Genomic DNA, 23,104 nt, shown 5'->3' on the forward strand with positions numbered 1-23,104 from the left:
CGAAGGCACCGGGCTGTCCCGTCTCACAACTCCCGCCCGCTTCACGCCCTTTGCCCGCTTCTGCCGCCCGCCCCTTCACACCCCGCACACAATCCCCGAAAACCGGCCAGAGCGCGTGCACGGGCCCCTGATAACTTCGTCTCCCGTCGCACACGCCGCACTTCGGGGGAACACCAGTGGCCCGCAGCACCCTCACGATGACCGCCGCCACCTTCACCACCACGGCGGCCCTCCTCCTGACCGCCTGCGGCGACGACTCGTCGCCGGACGACATCAAGGGGGCGGGGGCGGGGGCGAGCAGTCCGTCCGCCACGGCGTCGGACGCGTCCGACGCGGACCGGCCGGATGTGAGCCTGCCCGCGGACCTGAAGCTGGTCTTCGACTTCGAGAAGCCGGGGGACCCGGATGCTTCTGCCGCGCTGGACGACGCCGCCAACTACATCAGGGCGTTGAACCACGGCGTCACCGAGCAGGACGCGAAAGACCCGGCGTACGGCTTCTACTCGGCATCCGGGGCAGCCCGGTACGCCGAGTCGCAGATCAAGGAGTACATGGACGGCGGCTGGACCCTCACGGGTGAGGACCGGTACTACCGGGCGGGCACCAGCCCGGTCGGCGAGGCGAAGACGGCCAAGTCGATTCTCGTCACGTTCTGCGAGGACCAGTCCAAGGTGTACGGCAAGGAAGTGAAGACCGGCAAGGTCCACCGCACCGAGGAAAGCCTGGCCAGTTACCAGAAGTTCAGCATCCTCATGGCCTCGCAGCAGGACTCGCCGGTGTGGCGGGCTCAGCAGATCACCGTCGAGGGGAAGGCCGCGGAATGCCGAGGCTGATCGCTCCCTGCCGTGCGAAGTGGGCCGTGGCACTGGCCGCGTGTTCGTTGCTGTGGACCGCGGGAGTGGCTCACGCCGACAAACCCGTGGGCGGCACCACTCCGTCAGCGGGCGGCAGCGACGATCAGAAGGGCGGAGCGGACGGCAGCACCCTGCTGGCCTCGGTGTCACGATCCAGGATCCAGATCACCTACCCCGGCGGCCGGACCGCCACCGCCTCCATGGAGGACCTGACCTCGGTGGACCCCAACTGGGAGCCGCCCGTCTGCTGGTACGAGCCGGTGTTCACTCCGGAGGCGCTCAAGTCGGCGGTCGCCGACCTGAAGAAGAACGGCGGCCTGGGCGCCGTGAACGCCCACGAGTGGTGGACCTCGGGACTCTTCGTGGACCACTACGAGGAGGGCGAGGACCAGGACAACTTCGACATCAACGCGTCCAGGAACACCACGGCCAAGGGCTACGAGGACTACAACACCGGCAAGGACGGGATGTTCTGGCGCAGCGTGGTCCGCAAGGGCCACGAGAACGACTCCAAGGCCTGGGACTGCGGCCGCATCATGTTCTGGCAGGACGCCGGCACGATCCCGGACGACGAACACGCCCCGACCCCCGAGACGCTGGCCGCCTACGCGTACGACCAGATCGACGTGCCCAAGACCGAGGTCGAACTGAAGCCCCAGGCAAGGTCCACGGTGAACCTGCCGACCTGGGTCTGGCTGGACAAGGGCACCTTCAAGGAGGTCGAGGTCCGTGCCGAGTTGCCCGGGACGGGGCTGTGGGCGGAGACGACCGCGAAGCCCGTCGCCCTCCATCTGGAGCCCGGCACCGCCGACGCGGAGACCTTCCCCGCCTCCGGCGACTGCGAGATCAACGCCGACGGCTCCATCGGCACGCCGTACGCCAGGGGCAGGGCCGACCAGACCCCGCCCTGCGGCATCCGCTACCTCCGCGCATCGAGCGGCGAGCCGTACCGGCTCAAGGCCTCGCTCACCTGGGACATCTCCTGGGAGGGCACGGACGGCGCCCAGGGGGACCTCCCGGACGGCACGTTCGAGACGACCCAGGACATGGACGTCCAGGAGATCCAGTCCATCAACCGCTGACCCGCCCCCGGCCGCGCACGCCGATTCCCCGCGGGGCCTCAGCCACACCCTTCGGCGAACAGGTCCTCCGCGCGCCTGACCTGAACCGCCCGCTGGGACCAGACCTTGAGCTGCTCCAGATCAGTGCAGGCAAGCACCCGCTCCCGCACGGCGCCGGACACCGGGATGCCGCGCCACTCCAGGATCTCCAGGGTGATCTGGGAGCGGTCCTCGGCCCGCCCTTCCTCACGACCCTCCTCACGCACCTTCTCGGCCACCGGATTGTTGAAGAAGTAGCGGATCTCCGACATCAGGTCCCTCCAGATCTCCTTGGCCCGGGAATCGCCCAGGCACGATTCGATGAGCTGCCCGAACACCGCCGCGCTCTCGCCGTCGATGGTTCGCAGAGCGAAAGCCAACGGTTCCAGTATGGCGGGGGCGTGTGCGCCCCGCCCGTGTGTCATGGCCGAAAGGACGGCAAGCGGGACATCCCTCTCGGCCTCCCGCTCACTCGTGACCACCGGCACGTTGTCCGGGCCGATCACCAGGGGTCGCACAGTGAGCGAATCCCAGCCGGGCAGCCCCCGCCGGATGGGCTGCGCCGCCCAGCGTGCCGTCGCGCTGCTCTGCGTGATCACGACGAGCACCGGCTCGCACCGGTACTTCGCATAGAGATACGAGAGGTAGTACGGCCAACTCGCCCGCTTGTCGTCGTCCTTCTTCCCCTGCGCCTCGACAACGAGGAGGTACGCCCCTTCGTCCGTCTCCACCCGCATCAACGTGTCCACACGCCGTTCGACGGGCTCGATCTCCGTGACGTCGGTGTTCAGGACCGCGAAGTCACGCGGTTCCGGGAACGGAACACGCAGCACGTTCTGGAACGCCCGCGTCAGCAGTGCGGGGTCCTTCTGGAAGACCCAGTGCAGCGCCTCATGCGACGAGCCGACCATCAGCTCTCCCTCCTGTACGACGTGATCAACGAGCTACGCCGCCACAAGGTCACACCACACGTACTTGCCGCGGTTCCCGTCCCTGGCCAGCGGCTGCCAGCCCCACAGGTCGGCGCAGGCTCGCACCAGCGCGAGCCCTCGTCCTTCCTCCGCCTCGTCGAGCGCCTCGAACTTCCCGGGCGGCTCGGGCGGTTCCGGGTCGGCGTCCCACGCGCCGACCCGCAGCACCCCTGCCGCCCACCGCACCCGCAGCGCGGCGGGGCCCTTGGTGTGGCGTACGGCGTTCGAGATCAGCTCGGTCGCGAGCAGTTCGGCGGTGTCCACGAGGCGGATGAGGCCGTGCATGGTGAGGATCAGCCGCAGGGTGCGGCGGCAGACGGTGACGGCGCGCAGGTCGTTCGGGATGTAGAGGGTGTATTCCCATGAGGTCGTCGGGGCGACGGGTTCGCTTTCGGGCATGGGTGAACTCCACTTGGAGAGGGGGACGTTGACCGGTGGCATCGCCGCAGCCGTCATGGACGGACGGCACGGTGCACTTCCAGACCGTGCGAACACAGGGTGTGCGTCGCATTACTGAAGGTAGAGCAAAAATTTTTGCCCGCGCAAGTCACTGCTCTAATCTGACCCCGTAAGCGGTACAACGGCGGATGAGTTGAGGTCCGGAGGGGACACGTGGCGCCAAGGAGCCGGCCGACGGCGCGGCAGGTACGTCTGGGCACGGAGTTGCGCAGACTGCGGGAAGCCGCCGGGCTGAAGGCCCGTGAGGTAGCGGGACTCCTCAGCTCGACTTCGGCGCAGATGAGTCAGGTGGAGGCCGGATTCGCCGGAGCGAGCGAAGAGCGCGTGCGCCGACTGGCCGCGCACTACGCCTGCGCCGACGAGGCCCTTGTCGATGCCCTGGTGGCGATGTCCACCGACCGCACGACGGGTTGGTGGGAGGAGTTCCGGGGAGTCCTTCCTCCGGTGTTCCTGGACGTCGCGGAACTGGAGCACCACGCGACGTTCCTGCACGAAGTCGTGATCACGCACGTGCCGGGACTGTTGCAGACTCCCGACTACGCCCGCGCGGTCTTCGGCTACATGGTGCCGGAGTTGCCCGACAGCGAGCTGACACCGAGGGTGGAACACCGCCTGAGACGCCGAGTCGTCATCGAGCGCGATCCGCCAATCCCGTACGAGACCGTCGTCCATGAGGCCGCGCTCCGCATCCGCGTGGGTGACCGCAAAGTGACCCGGGCACAACTCCACAGAATCCTGGACGAGTCGGAAAGGAAACACGTCACGGTACGGGTCATCCCGTTCGACACCGACCATTTCGCCGGTGCCAGCGCCGCCATGATGCACATGGGCGGGCCCGTGCCCCGGCTGGACACCGTGCTCCGCGACTCCCCCAGCGGCACGGCCTTCCTGGACGCCCAATCTCAACTGGACCGCTTCCGGACCCTGTTCCTTAAGGTGAAGAAGGCGTCACTCGACCCCACCCGGACGCGGGACTTCATCCACCATTTGGCCAAGGAACTGTGAGGCACGCGGCGTGACCGGAAGCATCCACTGGCGGAAGTCCTCGTACTCGGAGGGCGGTGACGGCAACACCTGCGTGGAGATAGCCCCGCTGCACTGCCAAGTGGCGATACGCGACTCGAAGGCCCCGGCCCACGGCACGGTGACCGTTCCGCTCGGCGCCTTCACCGCCCTCGTCCGGAGTCTCAAGGCGACCTCCGTCCGACCGGCGGCGCAGTCGCTCGTGCGATAAATTCGTACGCGCGTTCCGGGCGAGGGCATCGCGGGTGTACGAGGGGGAGCACGGTGTCGCACAGGCCAACGGACTGGCACGTACTCGATCTGGACAAGGACCCGACGCCGGGTGATCCGGACCGCATTCGCAAACTCGCCGGTACCCTGCACGACTTCGCCGACGACGTGTCCGACGTGCTGCGCGATCTGAAGGGCATCGCCAAGGAGGACGAGATCCTCTCCTGGGCGGGCAAGACGGCGGACGTGTTCGCCGAGGAGTTCGAGGACGCCCCGAAGAAGCTGCGGAAGCTGCGGAAGTCGTACGACCTGGCGGGCGACGCGCTGGCCACCTTCTGGCCGGATCTCCGGGACGCCCAGGAGAAGGCCGACAAGGCGCTGCGCGACGGCCGCAAGGCACGCGAGGAACTCACCACTGCCCAGACCGCGTTGACCGGGGCCGACGACTGGGTCCGCAGGGCGACCGAGAAGGCCGACTCGTACGACCCGGCCAAGAACGGCGGCAAGGACGTACCCCAGCCCGATGAGGACGACGTTCGCCGTGCCACCCGCGACGCCCAGCACGCGAAGGCCCGCCAGGCCGCGGCGGCGCGGGAGGTCGGTACCGCGCAGAGTGCCCTCGACGCGGCCAGGCGGCTTGCCGGGCAGGCGAAGGGCCTGCGCGAGGAGGCCGCCCGACGGACGGTGACCAAGCTCCACGAGGCCTCCGACGCCGGTATCCCGAACCGGCACTGGTGGGAGGAGATCGGCGACTGGGTCTCCGACCACTGGGACGAGATCGTCACCGTCTGCAAGTGGGTCGTGACCGTCGTCGGCATCATCGTGATGATCGTCGGCGGCCCGCTGGGCTGGCTGGTCTTCGCGGCGGCGCTTGTCGTGATGGCCGACACGACAAGAAAGGTCATCAAGGGAGAGGCCGGCTGGGGCGATCTCTTATGGGCCGCACTGGACTGCATACCCGCCACCAAGGGCTTCACCAGCCTCGCCAAACTCGGCAAGCTCTGGAAGGCGGGCGGCCTCAAGGCTCTCGGCGCCGGGTTCATGGGCGGCATCGGGGGTGGCCTCAAAGGGCTCGCCAGTGGCATCCGCTCCGGATCTGCCAATATTGCCTCAGTCGTCAAAGGGCTTGGGGCCCGCGGCAACAAACCACTTTCATTCAAGATTGAACCTTTCAAGGACGGCCGCCCCGGCATGCTGGTATTCAAGCCGGGAGACCCTCTACTCAAGAGCATGAATCGAGTGAAAAACAATGGGACCTTCGACGTGGGAATCCACGGAACACCCCACTCGGTGGGCTACCAAGTGAAGGACGGCGCCGCCCATCTGGCCGAGAACTGGCACAGCTTCAATCATCGCGAGATAGCCTCACTGATGCGTGCACAGGGATGGAACGGAGAACCCGTGAGGCTGCTGTCCTGTCAGACCGGCATGAAATCGGACGGATTCGCACAGAACTTGGCAAATACTCTCGGCGTAAAGGTCGAGGCCCCTAACGATTTTCTTTGGGTCTGGCCCAACGGAAAGACAGCCGTGGCCCCCTTCAATGATGCCGGAACGTACATGCACTCGAACATTCGCGGCGCATTCGAGACATTCACCCCCAATGGAGGCGCGTAACAAATGGCCAAGGTCCCTGTACCTCACCGCGTCGGTGAGCCTCAACTGGAGGCCGACTTCACCCCCGGCACGCTCGACGAGGAAGTGGCCGATCGGCTTTCCAGCTTCCTTGAAGAGGCGGAGCCCGTACTCTTCTCGCCCGGGACTGTCCCGGACCCCTTCTCCGATTCGTCGGACATGCATGTGCGTGTTGGAGTCATGACCGATGGAACATGGGTCTGGCAGCTCGCATGGGCCGACTACGTCAAATATCATCGGGTGGCTCCGCCGCGCGAGTTCGTCGAGCATGCGGCTTCACTCGAATTCACCGCACCAGAGGTCAGCGTCGAGCGAGCGCTTGAAATCGCCGAGTCCGAGGGCATCCCCCTGCCCGATTAGAGAAAGCAATAAGCCGTGTGTACCGGATCAGGTTGGACGATGTGAATCATGAGCGAGGCACAGTCAGCAGGCGCAGAGCACCAGGACGCTCCGTTCGGCGTATCGGTCTCCGTACCTGAGTCGTGGTGGGAGTTCGAGGTCCGCCCGGAAGGCCGCGAGGGAGCCATCCGATCCCTGGTGAACGAGCGGATCCGGGCCGTGCCCGAGCTGGCCCCCTACCGCGCCGACCTGACCGCCATGCTCCGCAAGATGGCCAAGGACGCCCACGACTCCGGTGCGCTGTACCTGGGTTGCATGGCCGAGAACTTCGACGGTGTGCCGCTCTCCGCGACCGTCACCGTGTCCGTTCTCGGTGCCAGGAACAGGCAGGGGGTTGTGCTGTCCACCGACCCCCGGGCCATCGCCGACAGCCTGCGTACGATCACCGCGCGGCGGGAGGGCGACGCCTGGCGCGAGGTGACGACCGTCGACATCCCCGAAGTGGGCCCGGCCGCGCGGACGTACGGCGTGGAGGACGTGCCCGTCGCGCACGGCGACAGCCGTACCCTTCGTATGGTGCTGACGCAGACGTACATCCCCGTCCCGGGAACCGCCGACCAGGTCGTCCTCGTCTCCGGAGCCAGCCCCGTGCTGGATCTCGCCGAGGCGTTCCACGACATCTTCGACGCTGTGACCGGCACCTTCCGTTTCGTCTGATCCGCAGAGAGGACTTCGGGCCATGTCCAAGAGCGACCTCGCACTGCCGCTGACCGAACTGGAGGACTACGGGCGCCGACTGCGGTCGCTCAAGACGCGGCTGAACCACACCAAGAAGCTCTTCGCGTCGTACAAGGACGACATCGGCGACGGCAGCGTCAACGACGCGCTGGACGACTTCGAGTCCAACTGGGAGGACGGCCGCGAGGACATCACCCAGCAGCTCGACGCCCTCGCCAGCATGTCGGACGCCGTCGTGCGCGAGTTCAAGAAGCTCGACGACGAACTCACCCGGCAGGTCAACAAGGCCGTCAAGACGCAGGACAAGCGCAAGGGCGAAAAGGGCGGCGGCGACAAGTAGGCCGTCAGGACGGCTGGACCCGGTCGAAGACGGCGAGGGCCTGGGCCGGGTCCGGGCTCACGAGGCGTTCCAGGCCGGCCGTCGTGATCTCCGCCCACCTGGTGGCCCGTGCCCACATGCGTTCCTCGAAGGCGCGGACGGTCTCGTCCGGGTCCGCGGAGCCGGTGGCGAGGGACTCGGCGAGTTCGGCGCCCTCCAGCATCGCGAGGTTCGCGCCCGCCCCCAACGGCGGCATCAGATGGGCGGCGTCGCCCAGGAGCGTCACCCCGGGGACGTGCGTCCAGGTGTGGGACACCGGCAGAACGTAGAGCGGGCGGTGGGCGAACTCGCCGCCCCGGCGCAGCAGTTCGAGGACGGGAGCGGCCCAGCCCGCGAACAGGGCCGGCAGGCTCGCTCGCACCGCCTCGGCGTCGGCCAGGTCCAGGCCGAGGTCCGTGTGCCAGTCCAGCGGCGCGCGGAACTGGGCGTACACCTTGACGTGGCCGCCGCTGCCGCGCTGGGCGACGACGGCGCGGTGCACGCCGTACACGGCCACGGAACCGCCGCCGATCAGCCGGGCGAGGTCGGGGTGGCGGGTGTCGACGTCGTCCAGGGAGGTCTCGACCAGGGTGACGCCGGTGTAGTGCGGCGTCACCGGCGAGAGGGCCGCGCGGGTCCGGGACCAGGCGCCGTCCGCGCCGACCACGAGGTCGTACGTCTCCTGCCGCCCGTCGGCGAAGTGGACCCGTACGCCGTCCCGGGCCCCCGGCACCACCCGTGTCACGCCGCGCCCCCACCGTACGTCGAGCGGGCCGAGCAGCAGGTCACGGAGTTGCCCGCGGTCGATCTCGGGGTTGGCCCGCTCGTCCGGAGCGGGCCGCCAGTCCCGCAGAACGCTCCCGGCCGGGTCCAGGATGCGCATGGCCTGCCCCTCGGGACGGGACAGCTCATGGAACCGATCCAGCAACCCGGCCTTTTCCAGGGCGAGTTGGCCCATCCCTTCCTGCAGGTCGAGCGTGCCGCCCGGCGGGCGGGCGTCGGGGGCGGCATCGCGTTCGAGGACGGTGACGGGGTGGCCGTGGCGGTGCAGGACACGGGCGAGGGTGAGGCCGGCGGGGCCGCCACCGACCACGGCGATACGTAGTCTCATATCGATACACTGTATTTCCCTGCCGCTGCGGACCGCAACAGTACGGTTGGACCATGACTGTGTGGGACCGGCCGCAGCCGCCGACTCGACCCGTGCCGCTCGACCGGGAGCGGATCGTCGCCGCCGCCATCGCGCTGGCCGACGAGGGCGGTCTCGATGCGGTGTCGGTGCGCAAGGTCGCCGCCCGGCTGAACGCCGGCCCGATGCGGCTGTACGGGTACTTCGCCACCAAGGAGGAGCTGTTCGACCTCATGGTGGACGAGGTCCAGGCCGAGATCCTCCCCGAGGAGCCGCCCGCCGACTGGCGCGAGGCGCTGCGCGGGCTCGCCGAGCGCACCCGGCAGGCCGCGCTGCGGCACGAGTGGCTGGCCGACCTGCTCGGCGGCCGTCCGGCCCTGGGTCCGAACGGCCTCGCCGTGGCCGAGTCCACGCTGTCCGCCCTGGACGGCGTCGCCGGCCTCGACACCGCCGTGCGCGCCGTGGAGACGGTCAGCGCCTACGTCACCGGCGCGGTCAGGCGCGAGATCGCGAATCTGCGGGCCGAGCGCGCCACGGGCCTGTCCAAGCGCGAATGGCAGCGCGCCTCCGGCCCGTACGTGACGAGAATGCTGGACACGGGCCGTTTCCCGGCGCTGTCCAGGTTCGTGCACGACGGCACGGACGTGGACGCCGGGACATCCTTCGCGACCGGCCTGGACTGGGTCCTGGACGCCGTGGCCGCCAGACTCGCCGGGCCGCCGGCCTGACGTTCGGCGCGGTCGTCCCGTCCCGCGTCACAGGTGCAGGGTTCGCGCGATGCCGTCCACGATGTTCTCCAGGGGTTCGTCCAGCACCGGTTCGGTCCAGGAGACCAGCAGGGTGACGGCGATGTCCGTCGCCGGCGGGCGGACGCCGTAGAAGAGGGTGTGGATCACCGGGCGGGGGCCGAGGAGGCGCTTCTTCTCCTCGACGAGGTTCTGGCGGATGCGGACCGCGTCGCCCAGGGGCAGCCGTACCTCGCGGACATCCGGTTCGCCGAAGTCCCGCGCCGTCATGTGCTCGGTGAGCAGCGGCAGGGTGACCTCGGGGAACGTGTCGTCCGGATGGATCGCGTCGAGTTCCAGGATTGCCGCGACCGTCTGGTGGCCGCTGACGTACCAGCCGAAGGCGCCGAGGGGTTCGCGCGTACGGCTGTCGGCCGCCGCGCGTTTGAGGTCGCGGGCCAGCAGGCGGGCGCTGCCCTTCTCCCCGTCGCGCGCGTACCGTTCGACAAGGTCCTCCGCCTGGTGCCGGGCCCAGTAGTCCAGGTCCAGGGTCCCGGCGACGGGGAACGGCACCCAGTCCTCCGAGCACTCGAGACCGAGGTTCGACAGATCGTCGGTGGTCATGTCCGTGGTCACTCCGTCCCTGTCGACGAACAGCGGTTCGCCGCGTAGAGGTTGTCGGCTCCGTGGCCTTCCCTGTGCCGCGCGGCGAGCCGTTCCGGGTCCGGCGGTTCCGCTAGTCGTGCCATGTCAGCGAGCCGGCGATGGCGTCGAAGAGGCTGGTCATCGCGTCGGCGATCGGTTCCAGGGGGGTGGAGAAGGTGAGCAGGAGGTACGCCGTCGTGCCGGGCACGGGCAGGTGGTACTCGACCAGGGCGGAGGTGTGGTCCGGGTCCGGGCCGTTCTCGCCCGGCTGGCGCGCAAGTCGGCGGACCCGCACCGCTGTTCCCGCCGCCAGTTCCTCGACGGTGACCTCCGGTACTCCGCCCGGGGCCGCGTCGTCCGCGTCCTCGGCGAGGGAGCGTGCCAGGTCCTCCGGCGGCAGCGGCTCCGGGTGGCGCAGCGGTGCGAGCGTGACGAGGAGGGAGGCGGGAACGGTGAAGGGCCCCACGGCCTGGAGGCTGAGGTACAGCTCGATGCCGCCGTTGCGGTACGCCTTGGCGGCGCGGCGGCGCAGGTCCCCGCGCAGCTCCTCCTTGAGGTGCGGGGCATTGTCGACGCCGTGGAACTGCCGCTCCACCAGAGCGTCGACGGACCTGTCCCGCCGGTCGGGTTCCAGGAGGATCCGGAACCAGCCCTCGGGCAGCAGCAGACGGTAGTCGGCGGGGGGCGCGGGGTTCTCGGTCGGGTTCACTTGGCATCCTCCCGGGATGTGGGTTCCGGGGCCGGCCGGTCGAGCCGGAGGCGGCCGCGCAGTTGGTGCACCGCGTACGGCGTGCCCTGGAGGACCAGGCCGAGCGCCCCCATGAGCACCGCGGCGAGCGCCGGGCCGGGGTGTTCGTCGGTGATCCGCAGGCCCTGGACCACGGAGAAGACGGAACCGAAGGCCATGACGGCGGTGGACGAGACCCCTGCGATCGTGCCGGGGAAGCGCGACATCCGGCGGGCCGCCGCACCGGACTCCGGCAGCAGGAGCAGGCCCAGCACCGGTCCCTTGGGCCAGGTCGCCTTTCCGCTCAGCCGGCGTTCGGCCACCGGCAGCCCGGCCGCGCGGCGCAGCCGTGACCACCCGTCGGCGCCCTGCTCGCCGCCGAACCAGAGGTCCCACGGGAACACGGCCCGCAGCTGCTCCCCCGGCCCCCGCAGTTCCACCCCGAGCACGGCGCCCGTGCGGTCGCTCACCCGGACCAGCGAGTCCACGGCGTGCGCGCCGGCCAGCGGGAACCAGTACTCCTGCCCGCCCAGGTCCCGCAGGACCAGGTCGCGGTCCTGGACCCGCACCTCGGTGTCCCGGCAGAACCGGACCGTCGCGCCGAGGCCCTTCGCCGGCGAGGGACGCACGCGCTCACGGACGACGGGCTCGTGACGTCCGAGGCGCAGCCGGGTCCGGGCCCGCAGCGCCAGCCGCGCCACGGGGGCCGTGAGGGCGAACACGGCCAGCGCCAGGACGGCCCAGGGCGCCGTCGTGTCGGAGAAGACGACGGCCGTGAACGCGGCGAACCACGCGCCGCCGGCGACGGCGCGGACACCCCAGTACCAGTACGGAAAGGCGCCGCCCGGCCCGAGCGCGGCGCCCTTGCCGCCCGGAGCCACCAGCGGATCGTTTCTGTCCCGCACCACGTGCAGGGGGACACCCGCCGCCTTGAGCAGGGCCGCCACCCCCGAGCGGCCGAGGAGCTGCTCGCCCCGGACGGACCGTTTGGGCAGCGCGGACGACTCGGGCAGCCAGTCCTCGATGTCGAACCGGCCGATCAACGCGCCTTGCCCGTCCTGCAGTTGCACCTCTCCCCAGGAGCCGGGGAGGGCCGGGCCCATGCGCTCCCGGTCCTCGCCGGGCACGTCGACGAACACGGCGCGGGCGATGCCGTTCGCGCCCACCGCGAAGCGGTCGGTGCGGCGGCGGGTGCGCAGCACGAGGGCGCCGTCCTCGGCGTAGAGCCGGGCGGAGCGGCACCGTTCGAGGCCGGGGCCGCGCGAGGCGGCCGGCCGGAGTGCGGGCTCGGGGGGCGCGGTCATCCCGTGGCCCCGTCGTACAGGGAGGTGACGGTCCCGTAGGCCCCCTCGGCGCCCGCGACCACCCCGGTGCCGGTGGCGCCGGCCCAGACATTGGTCTGCCCGGAGAAGTTGCTCAGCGCGCCGCTGACCGCGGGCATCCGCGTCGCGGCCGGAGCGATGCCGTCGAGGTCGGCGGCGGCCCTCGCCAGGTCGGGGTCGAGCGTGCCCGCCGAACGGGGCGCGGCCATCCCCTTGAGGCCGTCCCGCCAGCCCTGTCTGGAGAACGCGTTGGAGATCGACTTCACCCCGTCGACGCTATCGCGGTACATGGACACGGGGCTGAAGCCTTCCTTGATGTTGCTCCAGGTGGGCAGCTTCCCCTTGGGCATGTTCGCCATCGCCCGCGCCGCGTCCTTGCCCCGAACGGTCCCCTGGGCACCCCGGTTGGCGAGGTTCCAGGCCTTGTTCGTCTTCATGCCGGAGGCGACGGCGTTCTTGTAGAGGCCGCTCCGGGCGAGCGCCTTGCTGCCGGCGGCCGTGCCCTTGGCACCCGCCATCGCCGCCCGGCCGAGGCCGAAGGTGGCGACACCCACTGCGTCCAGGATCACCGACTTCCAGCTGCCCTCGCCGCCCAGCGCCAGCACCAGGTCCGTGGCGAGCGCGACCACGCTGGCCAGCAGGGCGACCACGTTGGCGACGGCGGCGATGGCCTGTCCGATGACGGGAATCCAGCCCAGGGCGAGCGCCGCGACCCCCGCCCACAGGGCGATGCGCCCCGCCCATTTGGAGATCTGCGTGAGCCAGCCCGCGTTCTCGTGGACCCAGTTCTTGAACTTGTCCTTCCAGCCGTCCTTGAGCCCGTCGTTCTCGATGACGTCGTGGATCGCGTCGGCCGCCCGGCGCGCGGCAGCGTCCCGGATCTCCTTGGCGGCCTGGAGCGCGCCCCTGGCCGCGGACAGGGCCGACGACGCGTTCTCCTTCCGCTCCTTGTACTTCTTGGTGTCCGGGTCGTCCTTCGGGGTGTCGTCGGGCTGCCCGTCCAACGACCGCTGGGCGGAACCGAGATCGTCGTCCGCCGCCTCCGCGTCGCGCAGCGCCTGGTCCGCCATCTGCTGCGCCCGGTGCAGCTCCGAGGCGAACTCCGTGCCGCACACCCCGTCCACGACCCGGGTGCCGAGCGCGTCGGCCGCCTCGTCGTACCGCTTGAACGCCTTGCGGAGTTTGTCGCCCGCGCCTTCGGCGGCTCCCCGGAACTCGGTGGCGGCCTTGCCCTTCCAGTTCTCGACGGAGGCCAGCTCCTTGATCTCGCGGGCCTCCTTCTCGATGGCCTCGGCGGTCCTGCGCAGTTGCCGGCCGAGCCTCGCGACCTCTTCCGGGTCGCCGGGCACCGGGTCGGAACTCTCGTCGAGCACCGCCCAGCGATGGGCCGCGGGACGGGTCATTCGCCTGCCCCTTTCTTCCCGGACTTCCCCTGCCCGTCCGAGCGCCTGAGCGCCTCGGCCAGTTCGTGGTCGATCTTGTCGTACGAGTCGGCCGCGGCCTTGGTGATCCCGTGCAGCTTCTCCAACTCGTCCGTCAGCTGCCTGCGGTGGATCTTCCAATTGCTGCCGAACTTGTCGAAGGCGTCGAGGATCTTCTGCGAGCCGATCTCGCCGACACCGTATCCCTCGGCCGGATTGGCCCGCTCCGCGAAGGTGCCCCGGATCCGCTTCAGCGCCCGCGCGCTCTCCCTGATCCGTTCGATGTCCGCTTCCTGGTCGCCCATGGCCGCGTCCTCCTGCCCGCTCGTGCGTCGTGTCCGCCTGCTGCGCCGGGGGTGGTCCTCACCCCACCTCGTTCTCCGCCACCGCCCGGCCGTGGACCACCACGTCGCCGCCGTAGAACAGGCCCGTGAAGACCGGGGCGTAGGTGAGCTGGACCTCGACCTCCACCTGTGCGGCGTCGGCCGTGACGCAGTGGGTGGCGGCGATGTCCCGGCCGGTCATGTCCATCTCGGCGGCGAAGGCCTTGACCCTCGCGTCGCAGTTCTCGTAGTTGATGGGGGCGGGGCCGCCCACGTCGTCGTAGAGGGCCTCGCGGTCGATGTCCTGGGCGGCGTAGCGGGCGGCCTGTTCGGCGATGTCCGCGGCGCGTTCCCGCTTGGAGATGGACATGCCGCCGTCGATGACGAAGGCCGAGAGGGAGAGGAAGACCAGGGCGAAGACGATGACCGCGCCGGCGCCGGAGCCGCGGTCGTCCAGACGCGCGCGCCGGTGCGCGAGCCCACCCGCGAGCCGGTCCGCACAGCGCCCCACGCGCTGCTGCCCTACGGAAGATCTCACGCCGTCCTCCGGTACGGGTCCAGCGGGGAGCTGAAGCTCGCCGACAGCGTCGTCGGGATGTTCAGGCCGATCGAGGCCAGGCCGCGCACCTGGCAGCTCACCTCGACCGTGAAGAGGGTGTCCGGTTCGAAGCCGGCGCTCTTCTGGACGACCGAGACCGGTCCCGAGCAGACGTCCGCGAGGTTGGACTCGGCCGCCTTCCTCGCCTCCGCCATGGCCGTGCCGTGGTCCTTCTGGATCGAGCCCGCGCGGGCCGCGTCCCTGGCCGCGCCGTCCAGGGCGCCCCGGCCGTCGACCAGTTGGCCGAAGGCCACCAGGACGAGGATGAAGAGGATCATCACGGGGGCCAGGATGACCACCTCGACGGTGGACAGGCCCGCGTCGCCCGCGGCGGGCCGGTCGCGCTCGCTCGCGACGCCGGAGAGGTCCATCTAGTTCTCCCCCTCCGGCACGAACCGCTCCACGGGGCCCGCCGACCGCGCGTGCACCGTCAGGTCCAGGCCCGGGAACACCGTCGGGATCCGTGCCGTGATCTCCACCCCGACCGTGCCCTGCTCCGGCTGGAGCGTCTTCACATCGGGCGACAGGACCAGTTGCGGGCCGAGTTGGCGGATGTAGCTGTCGACCACGTCCCGCGCCTCGCCGCGCCACGCGCCCGGCCGGGCGTCGGCCGTCGCACGGGCCTTGCGCGCGCCCGCCTGGGCCGCGGCCTGCGCCACGTGGTCGGCGAAGAAGTAGAGCCCGAACTGCACCGTCGCGAAGATCATGAAGAACAGGACCGGTGTCAGCAGCACGAACTCGATCGCGGTCATGCCGGAGTCGTCGCCGTGGGTGGCCGCGGCCCTGCGCGCGGCCTCCACCCTGCGGCGCACCCGTCCGATCACACCGCGCACGCCGGCCGGCATCCCCGTCAGTCCCGTCACGTCATCCCCGTAAGCGCCGTACGTACGGCCGGTCAGCAGGTCTTGCCCGCGTCCGCGCCCTTGATGCAGTCGCCGACCTTGTTGGCGCCCTCGCTGAGCGCGGCGTTGATGATGGCGGCCACCACGCCGACGATCGCGACGACGACCGCGGAGATGATGACCCACTCGACCGCGGACGCGCCACGGTCCAGTTCGCCGGAGCGGGCGCGCTCCACCCGGGCCCGAAGGAAGGTGATCAGGAAGTCCACGGGCACGATGCCCGTGGTGCCGGTGCGGAAGTTCCGTCCGTTCATGGTGAGTTCTGTCCTCTCGTGTCAGTTCTGGGAGCGAAACGGCTCGGAGCGGTCGGATTCGAAGCTGCTCTCTCGAAGCCGAGAGGGCCACGTCATACGCGTCATGCGCGTCGTACACATCAATCGCGTCACACCTGAAACACCCGCATCGCCGCCGGATAGATCAGGAACACCAGGAACCCCGCGCACAGCAGGAGTTGGGCCACGAGCATCGACTGGGACTTCTCCCCCGCGCTGCCCTCGATCTCGGCGAGTTCGCGGTGCCGCATGGTCTCGGCGCGGGAGGCGAGGGACTCGCGGACCTTGGCACCGTCGTCCGCCACCAGGGCGAGCGAGGCGGAGAGGTCCTTCAGTTCCTCGACACCGAGGTCCTCGCCGAGCTGGCCCAGCGCCTGCCACTGGCTGATGCCCGTGATGCGCGCGTCGGCCAGGGCGTTGCGGATGCGGTGGGTGGCCCAGCCGTCCGACACCTCGGCCGCCGCCATCAGGGCCTCGGGCAGACCGCGTCCGCCGGCCAGGCTCATGGACACCAGGTCCAGATAGGCGCCGATCACACGCCGCAGGTCACGGCGCTTCTCGGCAGCGTCCCTGCGCACCTCAAGGTCGGGCAGGAAGAAGAAGAGCACCGCGCACAGCAGCGCCAGCCAGACCGGGATGATCGGGCCGGAGCCGAAGCCGAGCTGCCAGACGATCGCGAACAGGAACGGGCCGAAGAACAGCCCGCCCGCGGCCAGCAGCGCCTTCGTCGCCAGGAAGTTCTCCCAGCTGCGGTCGAGCACCGCCAGATCCGCGCGCAACGACCGCTGCTCCCAGCCCTGTTGCAGATACAGCTCGGCGACCCGCGCGCCGACCCGGGCGCGCAGCGTGCCCAGGCGGCTGGTGTCCTTCGCCGCCCGGGACGACTCGTACGCCGCCCCGCGCGCCCGCATCGCGTCGATCCGGGCGACCTGCTGGATCGGGCTGCGCCTGCTCGGCATCAGGGCGCGGACCAGCGCGTAGATTCCCAGGCCGATGACCGCGCCGACCAGGACCGGCATCGTCAGGTTCATCGTCGTACCCCCTCGTCCCCAGACGCCTGCGACGGCTGGGACGGTTGCGGCAGACGCTGAGCGGGCTGCCCGGGGTGGCCGGGCTGACCCGGTGTGCGGGGGCGCACGAACTGGACGCCGGCGCCGTCCCGGACCAGGAAGCGTTCCGGCGTCTCGATGGTCGACAGCTTGCGCAGCCACCAGAAGCCCAGCGCGAACAGGCCGCACACGCAGGCCAGTACGAGCTGGCCGACGGGCGAGCCGTACGGCTCCACGAAGTCCCGGTTGAAGATGGACAGGCCGAGCACGAACAGCACCGACACCGCCACGACGATCTGCACCGACCGGCGGGTCGAGGCGCGTTGCGCCATCACGCGCTGACGCATGTCGACCTCCTCGCGGGCCGACTTGGCGAGCGCGCCGAGCACCTGGCGCAGCCCCGGGCCGCGCAGCCGCGCGTTGAGGATCAGCGCGGCCACGATGATGTCGGCGGACGCGTCGTCGATCTCGTCGGCGAGGTGCTGGAGCGCGTCGGGCAGCGGGGTGCGCGAGCGCAGCCGGTCGACCAGCGCGTCCAGATGCGGGCGCAGTACGGGGGCGGCGGCGCGGGCGGAGGCGGGGATGGCCTGCTCCAGGCCGACCGCGCCGGCGATGGTGTCGCGCAGTGACTCCGTCCAGGAGGCGAGCGCCTCGACCCGCTTCATGGCGGCGCGTTCCTCGGAGGCGCCGCCGAAGAGGCGGTCCCAGAAGAACACGAGGATGCCGGCCGCGATGCCCAGCACCGCCCAGCGGGTCAGGAGCAGGACGACGAGTCCGACGATGGCGGCGAGCGAGCCGCGCCGGCCCGCCCAGCGGATCAGTTCGCTCGCCCGCTCGCCCGCCTGCCGCTTCTCGTGCTCCGGCTTGGCGGGCAGTCCGCGTACGGCGACGAGGAACAGGGCGAGGCCGCCGCCGACGGCGACACCGCACACGAGCGCGTACAGCACCGTGGTGGAGAACAGGCCGCCCATGGAGCCTGCCGACTCCAGTGCCGCGAGCGGCACTTGCGGGGTGTATGTGGTCATGTCCCTCACCCCCACATTCCGTTGGGCCGGTAGCCGTAGGCGATGAGTTCCTCCAGGCAGGCGATGGGGGCGTGCGGGACGATCTGGCCGTCGGGCGTCTCGGCGAACACCTCGCTGGACAGCACGCGTCCGTCGACGCCGTTGACCTCGCGGACCGAGGTGACCGTGCGCTGGAGCCGGCCGCCGCTCTGGAAGTCGTTGCGCCGCTGGACGAAGACGACGAAGTTGACGGCGCCGGCCACCAGCATCTGGCTGGCCTCGATCGGCAGCCGCTCCGTCGCCTGGAGGGCGTAGGTGGAGATGCGGTTGAAGACCTCGTGCGAGCTGTTGGCGTGGATCGTGGAGAGCGAGCCGTCGTTGCCCTGCGACATCGCGTTGAGCATGGTCACGATCTCGTCGCCGAGCACCTCGCCGACGATGACGCGGGAGGGGTTCATGCGCAGGGAGCGGCGGACCAGCTCCGCCATGCTGATGGCGCCCTGGCCCTCCGAGTTGGGCAGCCGCTCCTCGAACGCCACCACGTTGGGGTGGAGGTCGGGGAAGGTGTCGAGGCCCAGTTCGAGTGCCCGCTCGACGGTGATCAGGCGCTCCTGCGGCGGGATCTCGTTGGCGAGGGCGCGCAGCAGCGTCGTCTTGCCCGCGTTGGTGGCCCCGGCGATCATGATGTTCTTGCGGGCACGGACCGCGCAGGCCAGGAAGTGGCCCAGTTCGGGGGTGAGGGTGCCGTTGCCGACCAGGTCGGAGATGAAGACCTTGCCCATGCGGGCGCGGCGGATGGACAGCGCCGGGCGGCGGGCGACGTCCATGACCGCCGACAGTCGCGAACCGTCCGGGAGTCTGAGGTCCAGCTGCGGGTTGGCGGAGTCGAAGGGGCGGGAGGACAGGCCCGAGTAGGCGCCGAGGATCTGGATCAGCTCGATGAGTTCCTCGTCGGTCTCGGCGACCGGCTCGCCGCGTGCCTCGCGCCCGTCGGAGTAGCCGACGAAGACGTGGTCGCAGCCGTTGATGTCGATGTTCTCGACCTCGGGGTCGTCCAGGAGCGGCTGGAGCCGTCCGACGCCGAACAGCGCGGCGTGCACGGCGGCGGCGTACGCCTCCTCCGTCTCCGCGTCCAGCGGCGTACGCCCGGCGTTGATCTCGGCGCGGGCGTACTCCTCAAGTATCTGCGCGATGACGGCGCGCGCGTAGTGCCGTTCGTCCTCGGTGGACATCGGCGTGACGCCGCCGGCCTGGTCCTGGCGGCGCTGCTCGGCGATGCGGTCGCCGGCCTCCTGCCGGAACCGCTTGACCAACGAGTGGTCGACAGCGGTCATCTCCCGGCCCCCGCGCGGCCGGCCAGACCGGCGCCGCCGTCGGGCCCGGCGGCTCCGCCGAGTCCGGTGGGTACGGTCCAGGCGGCGCCGAACTGCTTGTACAGGTCCGAAGTGACCTTGCGGGCCGAGCGGATGAGCAGCGACTTCTCCAGACGCCCGCGTCTGCGTCCGGCCAACTGCTCGGCGCCGGCCGGGTCGTCGGCGATCGTGCCGACCACGCGGGCGCCCGTCTGGGCGTGCACCAGCATGTCGTCGACCTGGCCGGAGAGCTTGGCGGCGGTGTTCGTGTCGGTGACCAGGACGACACCGATCAGCGGTGTGCCGGGGCTCCCGGCGCCGCGCGGGCCGCCGTGCAGCCTGGTCGACAGGGCGGCGGCGCGGTCCCGGACGCGGGCGATGGCCTCCGGTTCGGTACGGGAGATCAGCAGCACCAGGGCGGCGTGCGGGAACAGCTCGGTGGCCGGGGTGTCCCCGCTGACGCGGCCGCAGTCGGCGATGACGTCGGCGGGCGCGTGCGGGGAGTCGGCGAGGGAGGCGAAGGCCCGGCCGAGGGTGGGCCACAGGCCCGCGAGTCCGGCGGCCTGCTCGGCGATGCCGAGGCCGACGAGGACTTCGAGGCCGCCGCTGAGCGGCTGTACGTGGTCCCAGAGCTGGTCGGGTACGAGGCCGCGGCGGGCGGTGGCGGCGATCGACAGCATGCCGGTGTTCGGGTTCAGCGGACCGCCGTGCGCGGCGGCCGACCGGTACACGAGGTCGCCGCCGGCCGGGTCGGTCTCGGCGAGCAGGACGCGGCGCGGCCAGACCGCCGCGAGGGCGACGGCGGCGGTGGTGACGCCGGGGGAACCCTTGTCGGCGGCGAGGGCGATGAGGGCCATGGCTTGGGGGCCGCCTTCTACTTGCCGGGGATCAGTACGACGGCGACCTCGCCGGCGGCCGCGGCCTGCGCCAGCGCCGGGGCCTCGGCGGCGTCGACGGTCAGCGTGACGGGGAGGTTGGTGCTGCTGATGGTGTCACCGCCGGCCGGCCGGGCGGACTCGACGACCGCGCGCTCGACCAGCAGGGAGTTGTCGGCGCCGGCCGAACCGGAGGTGCCGTCCTGGTCGCCGCCGGAGGTCTTGCTGCCGACGCGGTAGACGGCGACGTTGTCACCGGCGTCCAGACCGGCGGGGTACTGGCCCTCCTTGAGGGCGACGCCGACGGTGGCCTTGCCCTGCTCCATGCCGGACTTGTCGGCGAACATCTCACCGACGACGACGGTGCCGGAGTAGAGGGTGGACTTGGCCTGGAGCTTCATCAGGCCCTCGCGCTGGGACCAGGCGACGAAGTTGGCGCCGGAGTCGTCGTTCACCATGACGGACTTGATGTTGTCCTTGGTGATGGACTCGCCGGCCTTGACGTCGGCCGTCAACTGGATGGCCTCCACCCGGTCCCCGGCCCGCAGCACCAGCATGGTCGCGCCCAGCGCGCCGACCAGGATCAACAGCACCGCCAGCGCGGCCAGCGCCGGTTTGCGCTCGCGCGGGGGGCTGGGAAGCCGGTCACCGACCGGCGGCTGAGCCGGAGCCGCGGAACGTCCCGCGCCCGCCCCCGTACGCTCCTGGATCTTCACGCAACCGCTCCCCGTACACCCAAGAAATTGTCTGCCACGTCTGCTGTCTGCCGACTCGGGCACGCACTGTCCAAGTACACGCCGAGTACCCGCCAAGTACGCGAATCATCCGCACATTCGGACACTCCACCCGTGCCCGCCCGATCTGGGCATATAGCCAGCGGCGAGGCGGGTGTCAAGCCATGGCACCGTATCAGCCGCACATAAGCCCCTCAAGGCGCCTTCGCCCCTCGCCCGCTCACCCCGTGCGGCGTTACTCATCTGCAACTTCGGGACCGCGCAACCCTCTTGAGCACGCCTCCGTGAACGGGGGAGGAACAGCTGCGGGGAGGGGAGGCGCTGGAGTACGTCAGGACGCTGGAGGCGGCACGGGGGGGGCGGGGCACCGGTGCCGGAGTTGTCGCCGCAGCTGCGCAAACTGGCCAACGACGACCGACATCCAGGCACCGGCTTCGGAGAACAGGCTGATTCGAGCCGGTTCTCGAAGTGGTTCGCTCTGGTGAAACCGAGAACGCCACAGATACCGTCAGTGCCTTCGACCGCACCTCTGTCTCACGGGGAGTTCACTGTGAAGCGCCGCTCTTTGCCCGTTGCTGCCGCGCTCGCCGCCTCAGCAGCCTTGATGCTGACGGCTTGCGGCGGCGACAAGTCCGAGGACAACGACAAGATCGCCGGCGCCGATCAGGGCTCGGAGACGGCGAAGGAGTCGGCGACACCCTCGGGGGCGTCGGCGGAGGATAAACCGGACGGTGTGGACCTTTCCCTTCCCAAGGACATGAACCTGGTCTTCGACTGGGACGAGTCGACGGACAAGAATGAAGCGGCCGCCATGGATGACGCCGCGAACTACCTCCGCGCCATCTACCGCGGCGTCGACAAGCGCACGTCCAAGGATGCTGCCGTGGCCGCGTACGCCACGGGCGAGGGACTGACCTACGCGAAGACTCAGATCGACAGCAGAATCGACGGCGGCTGGACCGCGACCGGCACCCGGCGCCACTATCAGGCCACCACCCGGTCAGCGTCGAACGGCAACTCGGTGGAGGTCGCGTTCTGTGTGGACTCCAGCAAGTTCTACGGCAAGGAGGTCAAGACCGGGAAGGTCCTGAAGAGCGAGCCCAGCATCGCGGACTTCGACTACTTCAAGATCATCATGGTCAAGTACCCAACCGCCGAGAGCCTGTGGCAGGCCTCCAAGGTGTTCGTCGAGACGAAGGCGGAGAAGTGCCGGTGAACGGGGCACGACGTACGGCACTCGGTAGCGCCGCTGCCACCCTGACGCTCGCCTTCGGCATCGTCACCGTGGCGACGCCGGCCCACGCGGCAGAACCGACGGCCAACGACAAGGGTGCCAGCACGGAGCAGGAGGGCGGCGGCGACAGCACCGGCATCTACGCCACCGCCCGCATCCAGTACTCCGGATCCGTCGCCCCGAACGGCGGCAAGGGAAACGTGACGTTCCGCAGACGTCAACTGGAGTCCCCCGCCCTGCTGGTACGCCCCTTACCTCGGCGCCAAGGATTTCAAGAAGAAGATGTCCGCCGACATCGAGAAAGCCGCGACCGCACCCGGCATGACAGGCACTCCCTCGGCGGCGATCGGCCAGACGAAGGCCCACTACGAAGACGACTTCGGCTGGGAGGACCACCCCGGCTACAAGGACTACAACGTCGAAAAGGACGGCGAAGGGATGTTCTGGGCCGGTGTCGAGAATCCCGACGAGCCCGACGTACTCAAGCGGAGTTCCTGCACCGAGCTGCCCTTCTGGGTCGACAACGGTGAGGCGCCACCGCCCCAGTACGAGCAGGCCATCACCCCGGAGATACTCGCCGCCCTCGCCTACCAGCACATGGAACTCCCCGACACCGAGGTCACCCTCGCCCCGGCGCAGACCACGAAGGTGAACCTGCCGACCTGGGCCTGGCTCGACAAGGCCGACTTCCACGAGGTCCAGGCCACGGCGGCGATCAACGCCCCGGGCTTCGCCCTCCAGGCCACCACGACCGCGAAGCCCGTGTCCCTCAAGCTGGAGCCGGGAACCAAGGACGCCGAGACCTACCCGGCATCCGGCGCGTGCGTCATCGACGCCGACGGTTCCATCGGGGAGCCCTACGCCAAGGGCAAGGCCGACCGGACTCCGCCCTGCGGAATCAAGTACCTCCGCTCGTCCGGCGACGACACCTACGATCTCCGGGCCACCATCACCTGGGAGATCGCCTGGACCGGCACCGGCGGCGCAGGCGGGGACCTGCCCGACGGGACGTTCGGGACCACGCAGGCGGTCACCGTCCAGGAGATTCAGGCTGTCAACCGCTGATGGGACACGCCGGCCTCGCAAGAACGCGTCGCCGCTCACG

The 23,104-nt window shown here is 70.1% G+C and carries 27 protein-coding genes and 1 pseudogene; 11 read left to right on the forward strand and 17 right to left on the reverse strand.

Going from position 1 to position 23,104, the window contains the following annotated elements; all coding sequences use genetic code 11:
- The first annotated feature begins 176 nt into the window (after positions 1-176).
- Positions 177-833 (forward strand): hypothetical protein, encoded by a 657-nt coding sequence (locus AC4IHM_RS13530; protein ID WP_490867293.1) that lies wholly within the window; start codon positions 177-179, stop codon positions 831-833.
- Positions 830-1,936, forward strand: a complete 1,107-nt coding sequence (locus AC4IHM_RS13535) for a hypothetical protein (RefSeq protein WP_490870826.1) — start codon at positions 830-832, stop codon at positions 1,934-1,936. Before AC4IHM_RS13530 ends, AC4IHM_RS13535 begins: the two co-directional genes overlap by 4 nt.
- Before the next feature lie 38 nt (positions 1,937-1,974).
- Here AC4IHM_RS13535 and AC4IHM_RS13540 read toward each other — a convergent pair whose 3' ends face one another.
- Positions 1,975-2,865, reverse strand: coding sequence for a hypothetical protein (locus tag AC4IHM_RS13540; RefSeq protein ID WP_490867294.1), 891 nt, complete (start codon positions 2,863-2,865; stop codon positions 1,975-1,977).
- A gap of 33 nt (positions 2,866-2,898) precedes the next feature.
- Positions 2,899-3,324: an ATP-binding protein gene (locus AC4IHM_RS13545; protein ID WP_490867295.1), complete on the reverse strand. Its 426-nt coding sequence runs from the start codon at positions 3,322-3,324 to the stop codon at positions 2,899-2,901.
- A gap of 213 nt (positions 3,325-3,537) precedes the next feature.
- Between AC4IHM_RS13545 and AC4IHM_RS13550 the strand changes: the two genes are divergently transcribed.
- Genes AC4IHM_RS13550 through AC4IHM_RS13575 form a run of 6 tightly spaced genes read left to right on the forward strand, consistent with a single transcriptional unit; the run spans position 3,538 to position 7,669 of the window.
- Complete coding sequence (locus AC4IHM_RS13550) at positions 3,538-4,389, forward strand: helix-turn-helix domain-containing protein (RefSeq protein ID WP_490867296.1); 852 nt, start codon at positions 3,538-3,540, stop codon at positions 4,387-4,389.
- A 10-nt stretch (positions 4,390-4,399) separates the two neighbouring features.
- Entirely contained in the window at positions 4,400-4,618 is a 219-nt protein-coding gene (locus tag AC4IHM_RS13555; protein ID WP_490867297.1) for a DUF397 domain-containing protein, read from the forward strand.
- A 53-nt stretch (positions 4,619-4,671) separates the two neighbouring features.
- Complete coding sequence (locus tag AC4IHM_RS13560; protein ID WP_490867298.1) at positions 4,672-6,234, forward strand: WXG100 family type VII secretion target; 1,563 nt, start codon at positions 4,672-4,674, stop codon at positions 6,232-6,234.
- Between the two features lie 3 nt (positions 6,235-6,237).
- Positions 6,238-6,612: a hypothetical protein gene (locus AC4IHM_RS13565; RefSeq protein WP_490867299.1), complete on the forward strand. Its 375-nt coding sequence runs from the start codon at positions 6,238-6,240 to the stop codon at positions 6,610-6,612.
- Between the two features lie 48 nt (positions 6,613-6,660).
- Positions 6,661-7,308 carry a hypothetical protein gene (locus AC4IHM_RS13570; protein WP_490867300.1) on the forward strand — a complete coding sequence of 216 codons (648 nt, stop codon included), beginning with the start codon at positions 6,661-6,663 and terminating at the stop codon, positions 7,306-7,308.
- 22 nt (positions 7,309-7,330) lie between these two features.
- Positions 7,331-7,669, forward strand: coding sequence for a hypothetical protein (locus AC4IHM_RS13575; protein WP_490867301.1), 339 nt, complete (start codon positions 7,331-7,333; stop codon positions 7,667-7,669).
- A gap of 4 nt (positions 7,670-7,673) precedes the next feature.
- Here the strand turns inward: AC4IHM_RS13575 and AC4IHM_RS13580 are convergent, their stop codons facing one another.
- Complete coding sequence (locus AC4IHM_RS13580; RefSeq protein WP_490867302.1) at positions 7,674-8,798, reverse strand: FAD-dependent oxidoreductase; 1,125 nt, start codon at positions 8,796-8,798, stop codon at positions 7,674-7,676.
- 53 nt (positions 8,799-8,851) lie between these two features.
- On the opposite strand from AC4IHM_RS13580, the gene AC4IHM_RS13585 reads away from it, so the two are divergent.
- The gene (locus tag AC4IHM_RS13585; RefSeq protein ID WP_490867303.1) at positions 8,852-9,544 is read left to right on the forward strand and encodes a TetR/AcrR family transcriptional regulator; all 693 of its coding nucleotides are present in this window, start codon (positions 8,852-8,854) and stop codon (positions 9,542-9,544) included.
- A 27-nt stretch (positions 9,545-9,571) separates the two neighbouring features.
- On the opposite strand, the gene AC4IHM_RS13590 is transcribed toward AC4IHM_RS13585, so the two are convergent.
- The 14 genes from AC4IHM_RS13590 to AC4IHM_RS13655 form a co-directional block, all read right to left on the reverse strand.
- Positions 9,572-10,165: a hypothetical protein gene (locus tag AC4IHM_RS13590; RefSeq protein ID WP_490867304.1), complete on the reverse strand. Its 594-nt coding sequence runs from the start codon at positions 10,163-10,165 to the stop codon at positions 9,572-9,574.
- A 112-nt stretch (positions 10,166-10,277) separates the two neighbouring features.
- Positions 10,278-10,895, reverse strand: a complete 618-nt coding sequence (locus AC4IHM_RS13595; protein WP_490867305.1) for a hypothetical protein — start codon at positions 10,893-10,895, stop codon at positions 10,278-10,280.
- Positions 10,892-12,217: a hypothetical protein gene (locus AC4IHM_RS13600; RefSeq protein WP_490867306.1), complete on the reverse strand. Its 1,326-nt coding sequence runs from the start codon at positions 12,215-12,217 to the stop codon at positions 10,892-10,894. Before AC4IHM_RS13600 ends, AC4IHM_RS13595 begins: the two co-directional genes overlap by 4 nt.
- Positions 12,214-13,638: a putative T7SS-secreted protein gene (locus AC4IHM_RS13605; RefSeq protein ID WP_490867307.1), complete on the reverse strand. Its 1,425-nt coding sequence runs from the start codon at positions 13,636-13,638 to the stop codon at positions 12,214-12,216. Before AC4IHM_RS13605 ends, AC4IHM_RS13600 begins: the two co-directional genes overlap by 4 nt.
- Positions 13,635-13,961, reverse strand: coding sequence for a hypothetical protein (locus AC4IHM_RS13610; protein ID WP_490867308.1), 327 nt, complete (start codon positions 13,959-13,961; stop codon positions 13,635-13,637). The genes AC4IHM_RS13605 and AC4IHM_RS13610 overlap by 4 nt, the downstream gene beginning before the upstream one ends.
- Positions 13,962-14,019: 58 nt before the next feature.
- A complete protein-coding gene (locus AC4IHM_RS13615; protein ID WP_490870827.1) occupies positions 14,020-14,490 on the reverse strand; it encodes a pilus assembly protein TadG-related protein in 471 nt (156 codons plus the stop codon).
- Positions 14,491-14,513: 23 nt separating this feature from the next.
- Positions 14,514-14,948 carry a TadE/TadG family type IV pilus assembly protein gene (locus tag AC4IHM_RS13620; protein ID WP_490867309.1) on the reverse strand — a complete coding sequence of 145 codons (435 nt, stop codon included), beginning with the start codon at positions 14,946-14,948 and terminating at the stop codon, positions 14,514-14,516.
- Positions 14,949-15,422, reverse strand: coding sequence for a TadE family protein (locus AC4IHM_RS13625; protein WP_490870828.1), 474 nt, complete (start codon positions 15,420-15,422; stop codon positions 14,949-14,951).
- Positions 15,423-15,472: 50 nt separating this feature from the next.
- Positions 15,473-15,733, reverse strand: a complete 261-nt coding sequence (locus AC4IHM_RS13630; RefSeq protein WP_393801624.1) for a hypothetical protein — start codon at positions 15,731-15,733, stop codon at positions 15,473-15,475.
- Positions 15,734-15,861: 128 nt separating this feature from the next.
- Entirely contained in the window at positions 15,862-16,782 is a 921-nt protein-coding gene (locus tag AC4IHM_RS13635) for a type II secretion system F family protein (RefSeq protein WP_490867310.1), read from the reverse strand.
- Positions 16,779-17,825: a type II secretion system F family protein gene (locus AC4IHM_RS13640; protein ID WP_490867311.1), complete on the reverse strand. Its 1,047-nt coding sequence runs from the start codon at positions 17,823-17,825 to the stop codon at positions 16,779-16,781. Before AC4IHM_RS13640 ends, AC4IHM_RS13635 begins: the two co-directional genes overlap by 4 nt.
- A 5-nt stretch (positions 17,826-17,830) precedes the next feature.
- Positions 17,831-19,138, reverse strand: coding sequence for a TadA family conjugal transfer-associated ATPase (locus tag AC4IHM_RS13645; protein WP_490867312.1), 1,308 nt, complete (start codon positions 19,136-19,138; stop codon positions 17,831-17,833).
- Complete coding sequence (locus AC4IHM_RS13650; RefSeq protein ID WP_490867313.1) at positions 19,135-20,013, reverse strand: hypothetical protein; 879 nt, start codon at positions 20,011-20,013, stop codon at positions 19,135-19,137. The genes AC4IHM_RS13645 and AC4IHM_RS13650 overlap by 4 nt, the downstream gene beginning before the upstream one ends.
- A 17-nt stretch (positions 20,014-20,030) precedes the next feature.
- The gene (locus AC4IHM_RS13655) at positions 20,031-20,747 is read right to left on the reverse strand and encodes a hypothetical protein (RefSeq protein ID WP_490867314.1); all 717 of its coding nucleotides are present in this window, start codon (positions 20,745-20,747) and stop codon (positions 20,031-20,033) included.
- A gap of 568 nt (positions 20,748-21,315) precedes the next feature.
- Here AC4IHM_RS13655 and AC4IHM_RS13660 point away from each other — a divergent pair.
- Positions 21,316-21,981: a hypothetical protein gene (locus tag AC4IHM_RS13660; RefSeq protein WP_490867315.1), complete on the forward strand. Its 666-nt coding sequence runs from the start codon at positions 21,316-21,318 to the stop codon at positions 21,979-21,981.
- Positions 21,978-23,064: pseudogene (locus AC4IHM_RS13665) on the forward strand (hypothetical protein). The gene AC4IHM_RS13660 and the pseudogene AC4IHM_RS13665 overlap by 4 nt, the downstream one beginning before the upstream one ends.
- Positions 23,065-23,104: the final 40 nt, after the last annotated feature.

Source organism: Streptomyces sp. SL06, from assembly GCF_058244745.1.

Coding starts and splice junctions, on each gene's coding strand:
- AC4IHM_RS13590 (WP_490867304.1), bottom strand. CDS start 10,165: ATGACCACCGACGATCTGTCGAACCTCGGTCTCGAGTGCTCGGAGGAC.
- AC4IHM_RS13570 (WP_490867300.1), top strand. CDS start 6,661: ATGAGCGAGGCACAGTCAGCAGGCGCAGAGCACCAGGACGCTCCGTTC.
- AC4IHM_RS13610 (WP_490867308.1), bottom strand. CDS start 13,961: ATGGGCGACCAGGAAGCGGACATCGAACGGATCAGGGAGAGCGCGCGG.
- AC4IHM_RS13605 (WP_490867307.1), bottom strand. CDS start 13,638: ATGACCCGTCCCGCGGCCCATCGCTGGGCGGTGCTCGACGAGAGTTCC.
- AC4IHM_RS13650 (WP_490867313.1), bottom strand. CDS start 20,013: ATGGCCCTCATCGCCCTCGCCGCCGACAAGGGTTCCCCCGGCGTCACC.
- AC4IHM_RS13620 (WP_490867309.1), bottom strand. CDS start 14,948: ATGGACCTCTCCGGCGTCGCGAGCGAGCGCGACCGGCCCGCCGCGGGC.
- AC4IHM_RS13635 (WP_490867310.1), bottom strand. CDS start 16,782: ATGAACCTGACGATGCCGGTCCTGGTCGGCGCGGTCATCGGCCTGGGA.
- AC4IHM_RS13545 (WP_490867295.1), bottom strand. CDS start 3,324: ATGCCCGAAAGCGAACCCGTCGCCCCGACGACCTCATGGGAATACACC.
- AC4IHM_RS13575 (WP_490867301.1), top strand. CDS start 7,331: ATGTCCAAGAGCGACCTCGCACTGCCGCTGACCGAACTGGAGGACTAC.
- AC4IHM_RS13565 (WP_490867299.1), top strand. CDS start 6,238: ATGGCCAAGGTCCCTGTACCTCACCGCGTCGGTGAGCCTCAACTGGAG.
- AC4IHM_RS13625 (WP_490870828.1), bottom strand. CDS start 15,422: ATGCCGGCCGGCGTGCGCGGTGTGATCGGACGGGTGCGCCGCAGGGTG.
- AC4IHM_RS13540 (WP_490867294.1), bottom strand. CDS start 2,865: ATGGTCGGCTCGTCGCATGAGGCGCTGCACTGGGTCTTCCAGAAGGAC.
- AC4IHM_RS13600 (WP_490867306.1), bottom strand. CDS start 12,217: ATGACCGCGCCCCCCGAGCCCGCACTCCGGCCGGCCGCCTCGCGCGGC.
- AC4IHM_RS13645 (WP_490867312.1), bottom strand. CDS start 19,138: ATGACCGCTGTCGACCACTCGTTGGTCAAGCGGTTCCGGCAGGAGGCC.
- AC4IHM_RS13580 (WP_490867302.1), bottom strand. CDS start 8,798: ATGAGACTACGTATCGCCGTGGTCGGTGGCGGCCCCGCCGGCCTCACC.
- AC4IHM_RS13630 (WP_393801624.1), bottom strand. CDS start 15,733: ATGAACGGACGGAACTTCCGCACCGGCACCACGGGCATCGTGCCCGTG.
- AC4IHM_RS13585 (WP_490867303.1), top strand. CDS start 8,852: ATGACTGTGTGGGACCGGCCGCAGCCGCCGACTCGACCCGTGCCGCTC.
- AC4IHM_RS13640 (WP_490867311.1), bottom strand. CDS start 17,825: ATGACCACATACACCCCGCAAGTGCCGCTCGCGGCACTGGAGTCGGCA.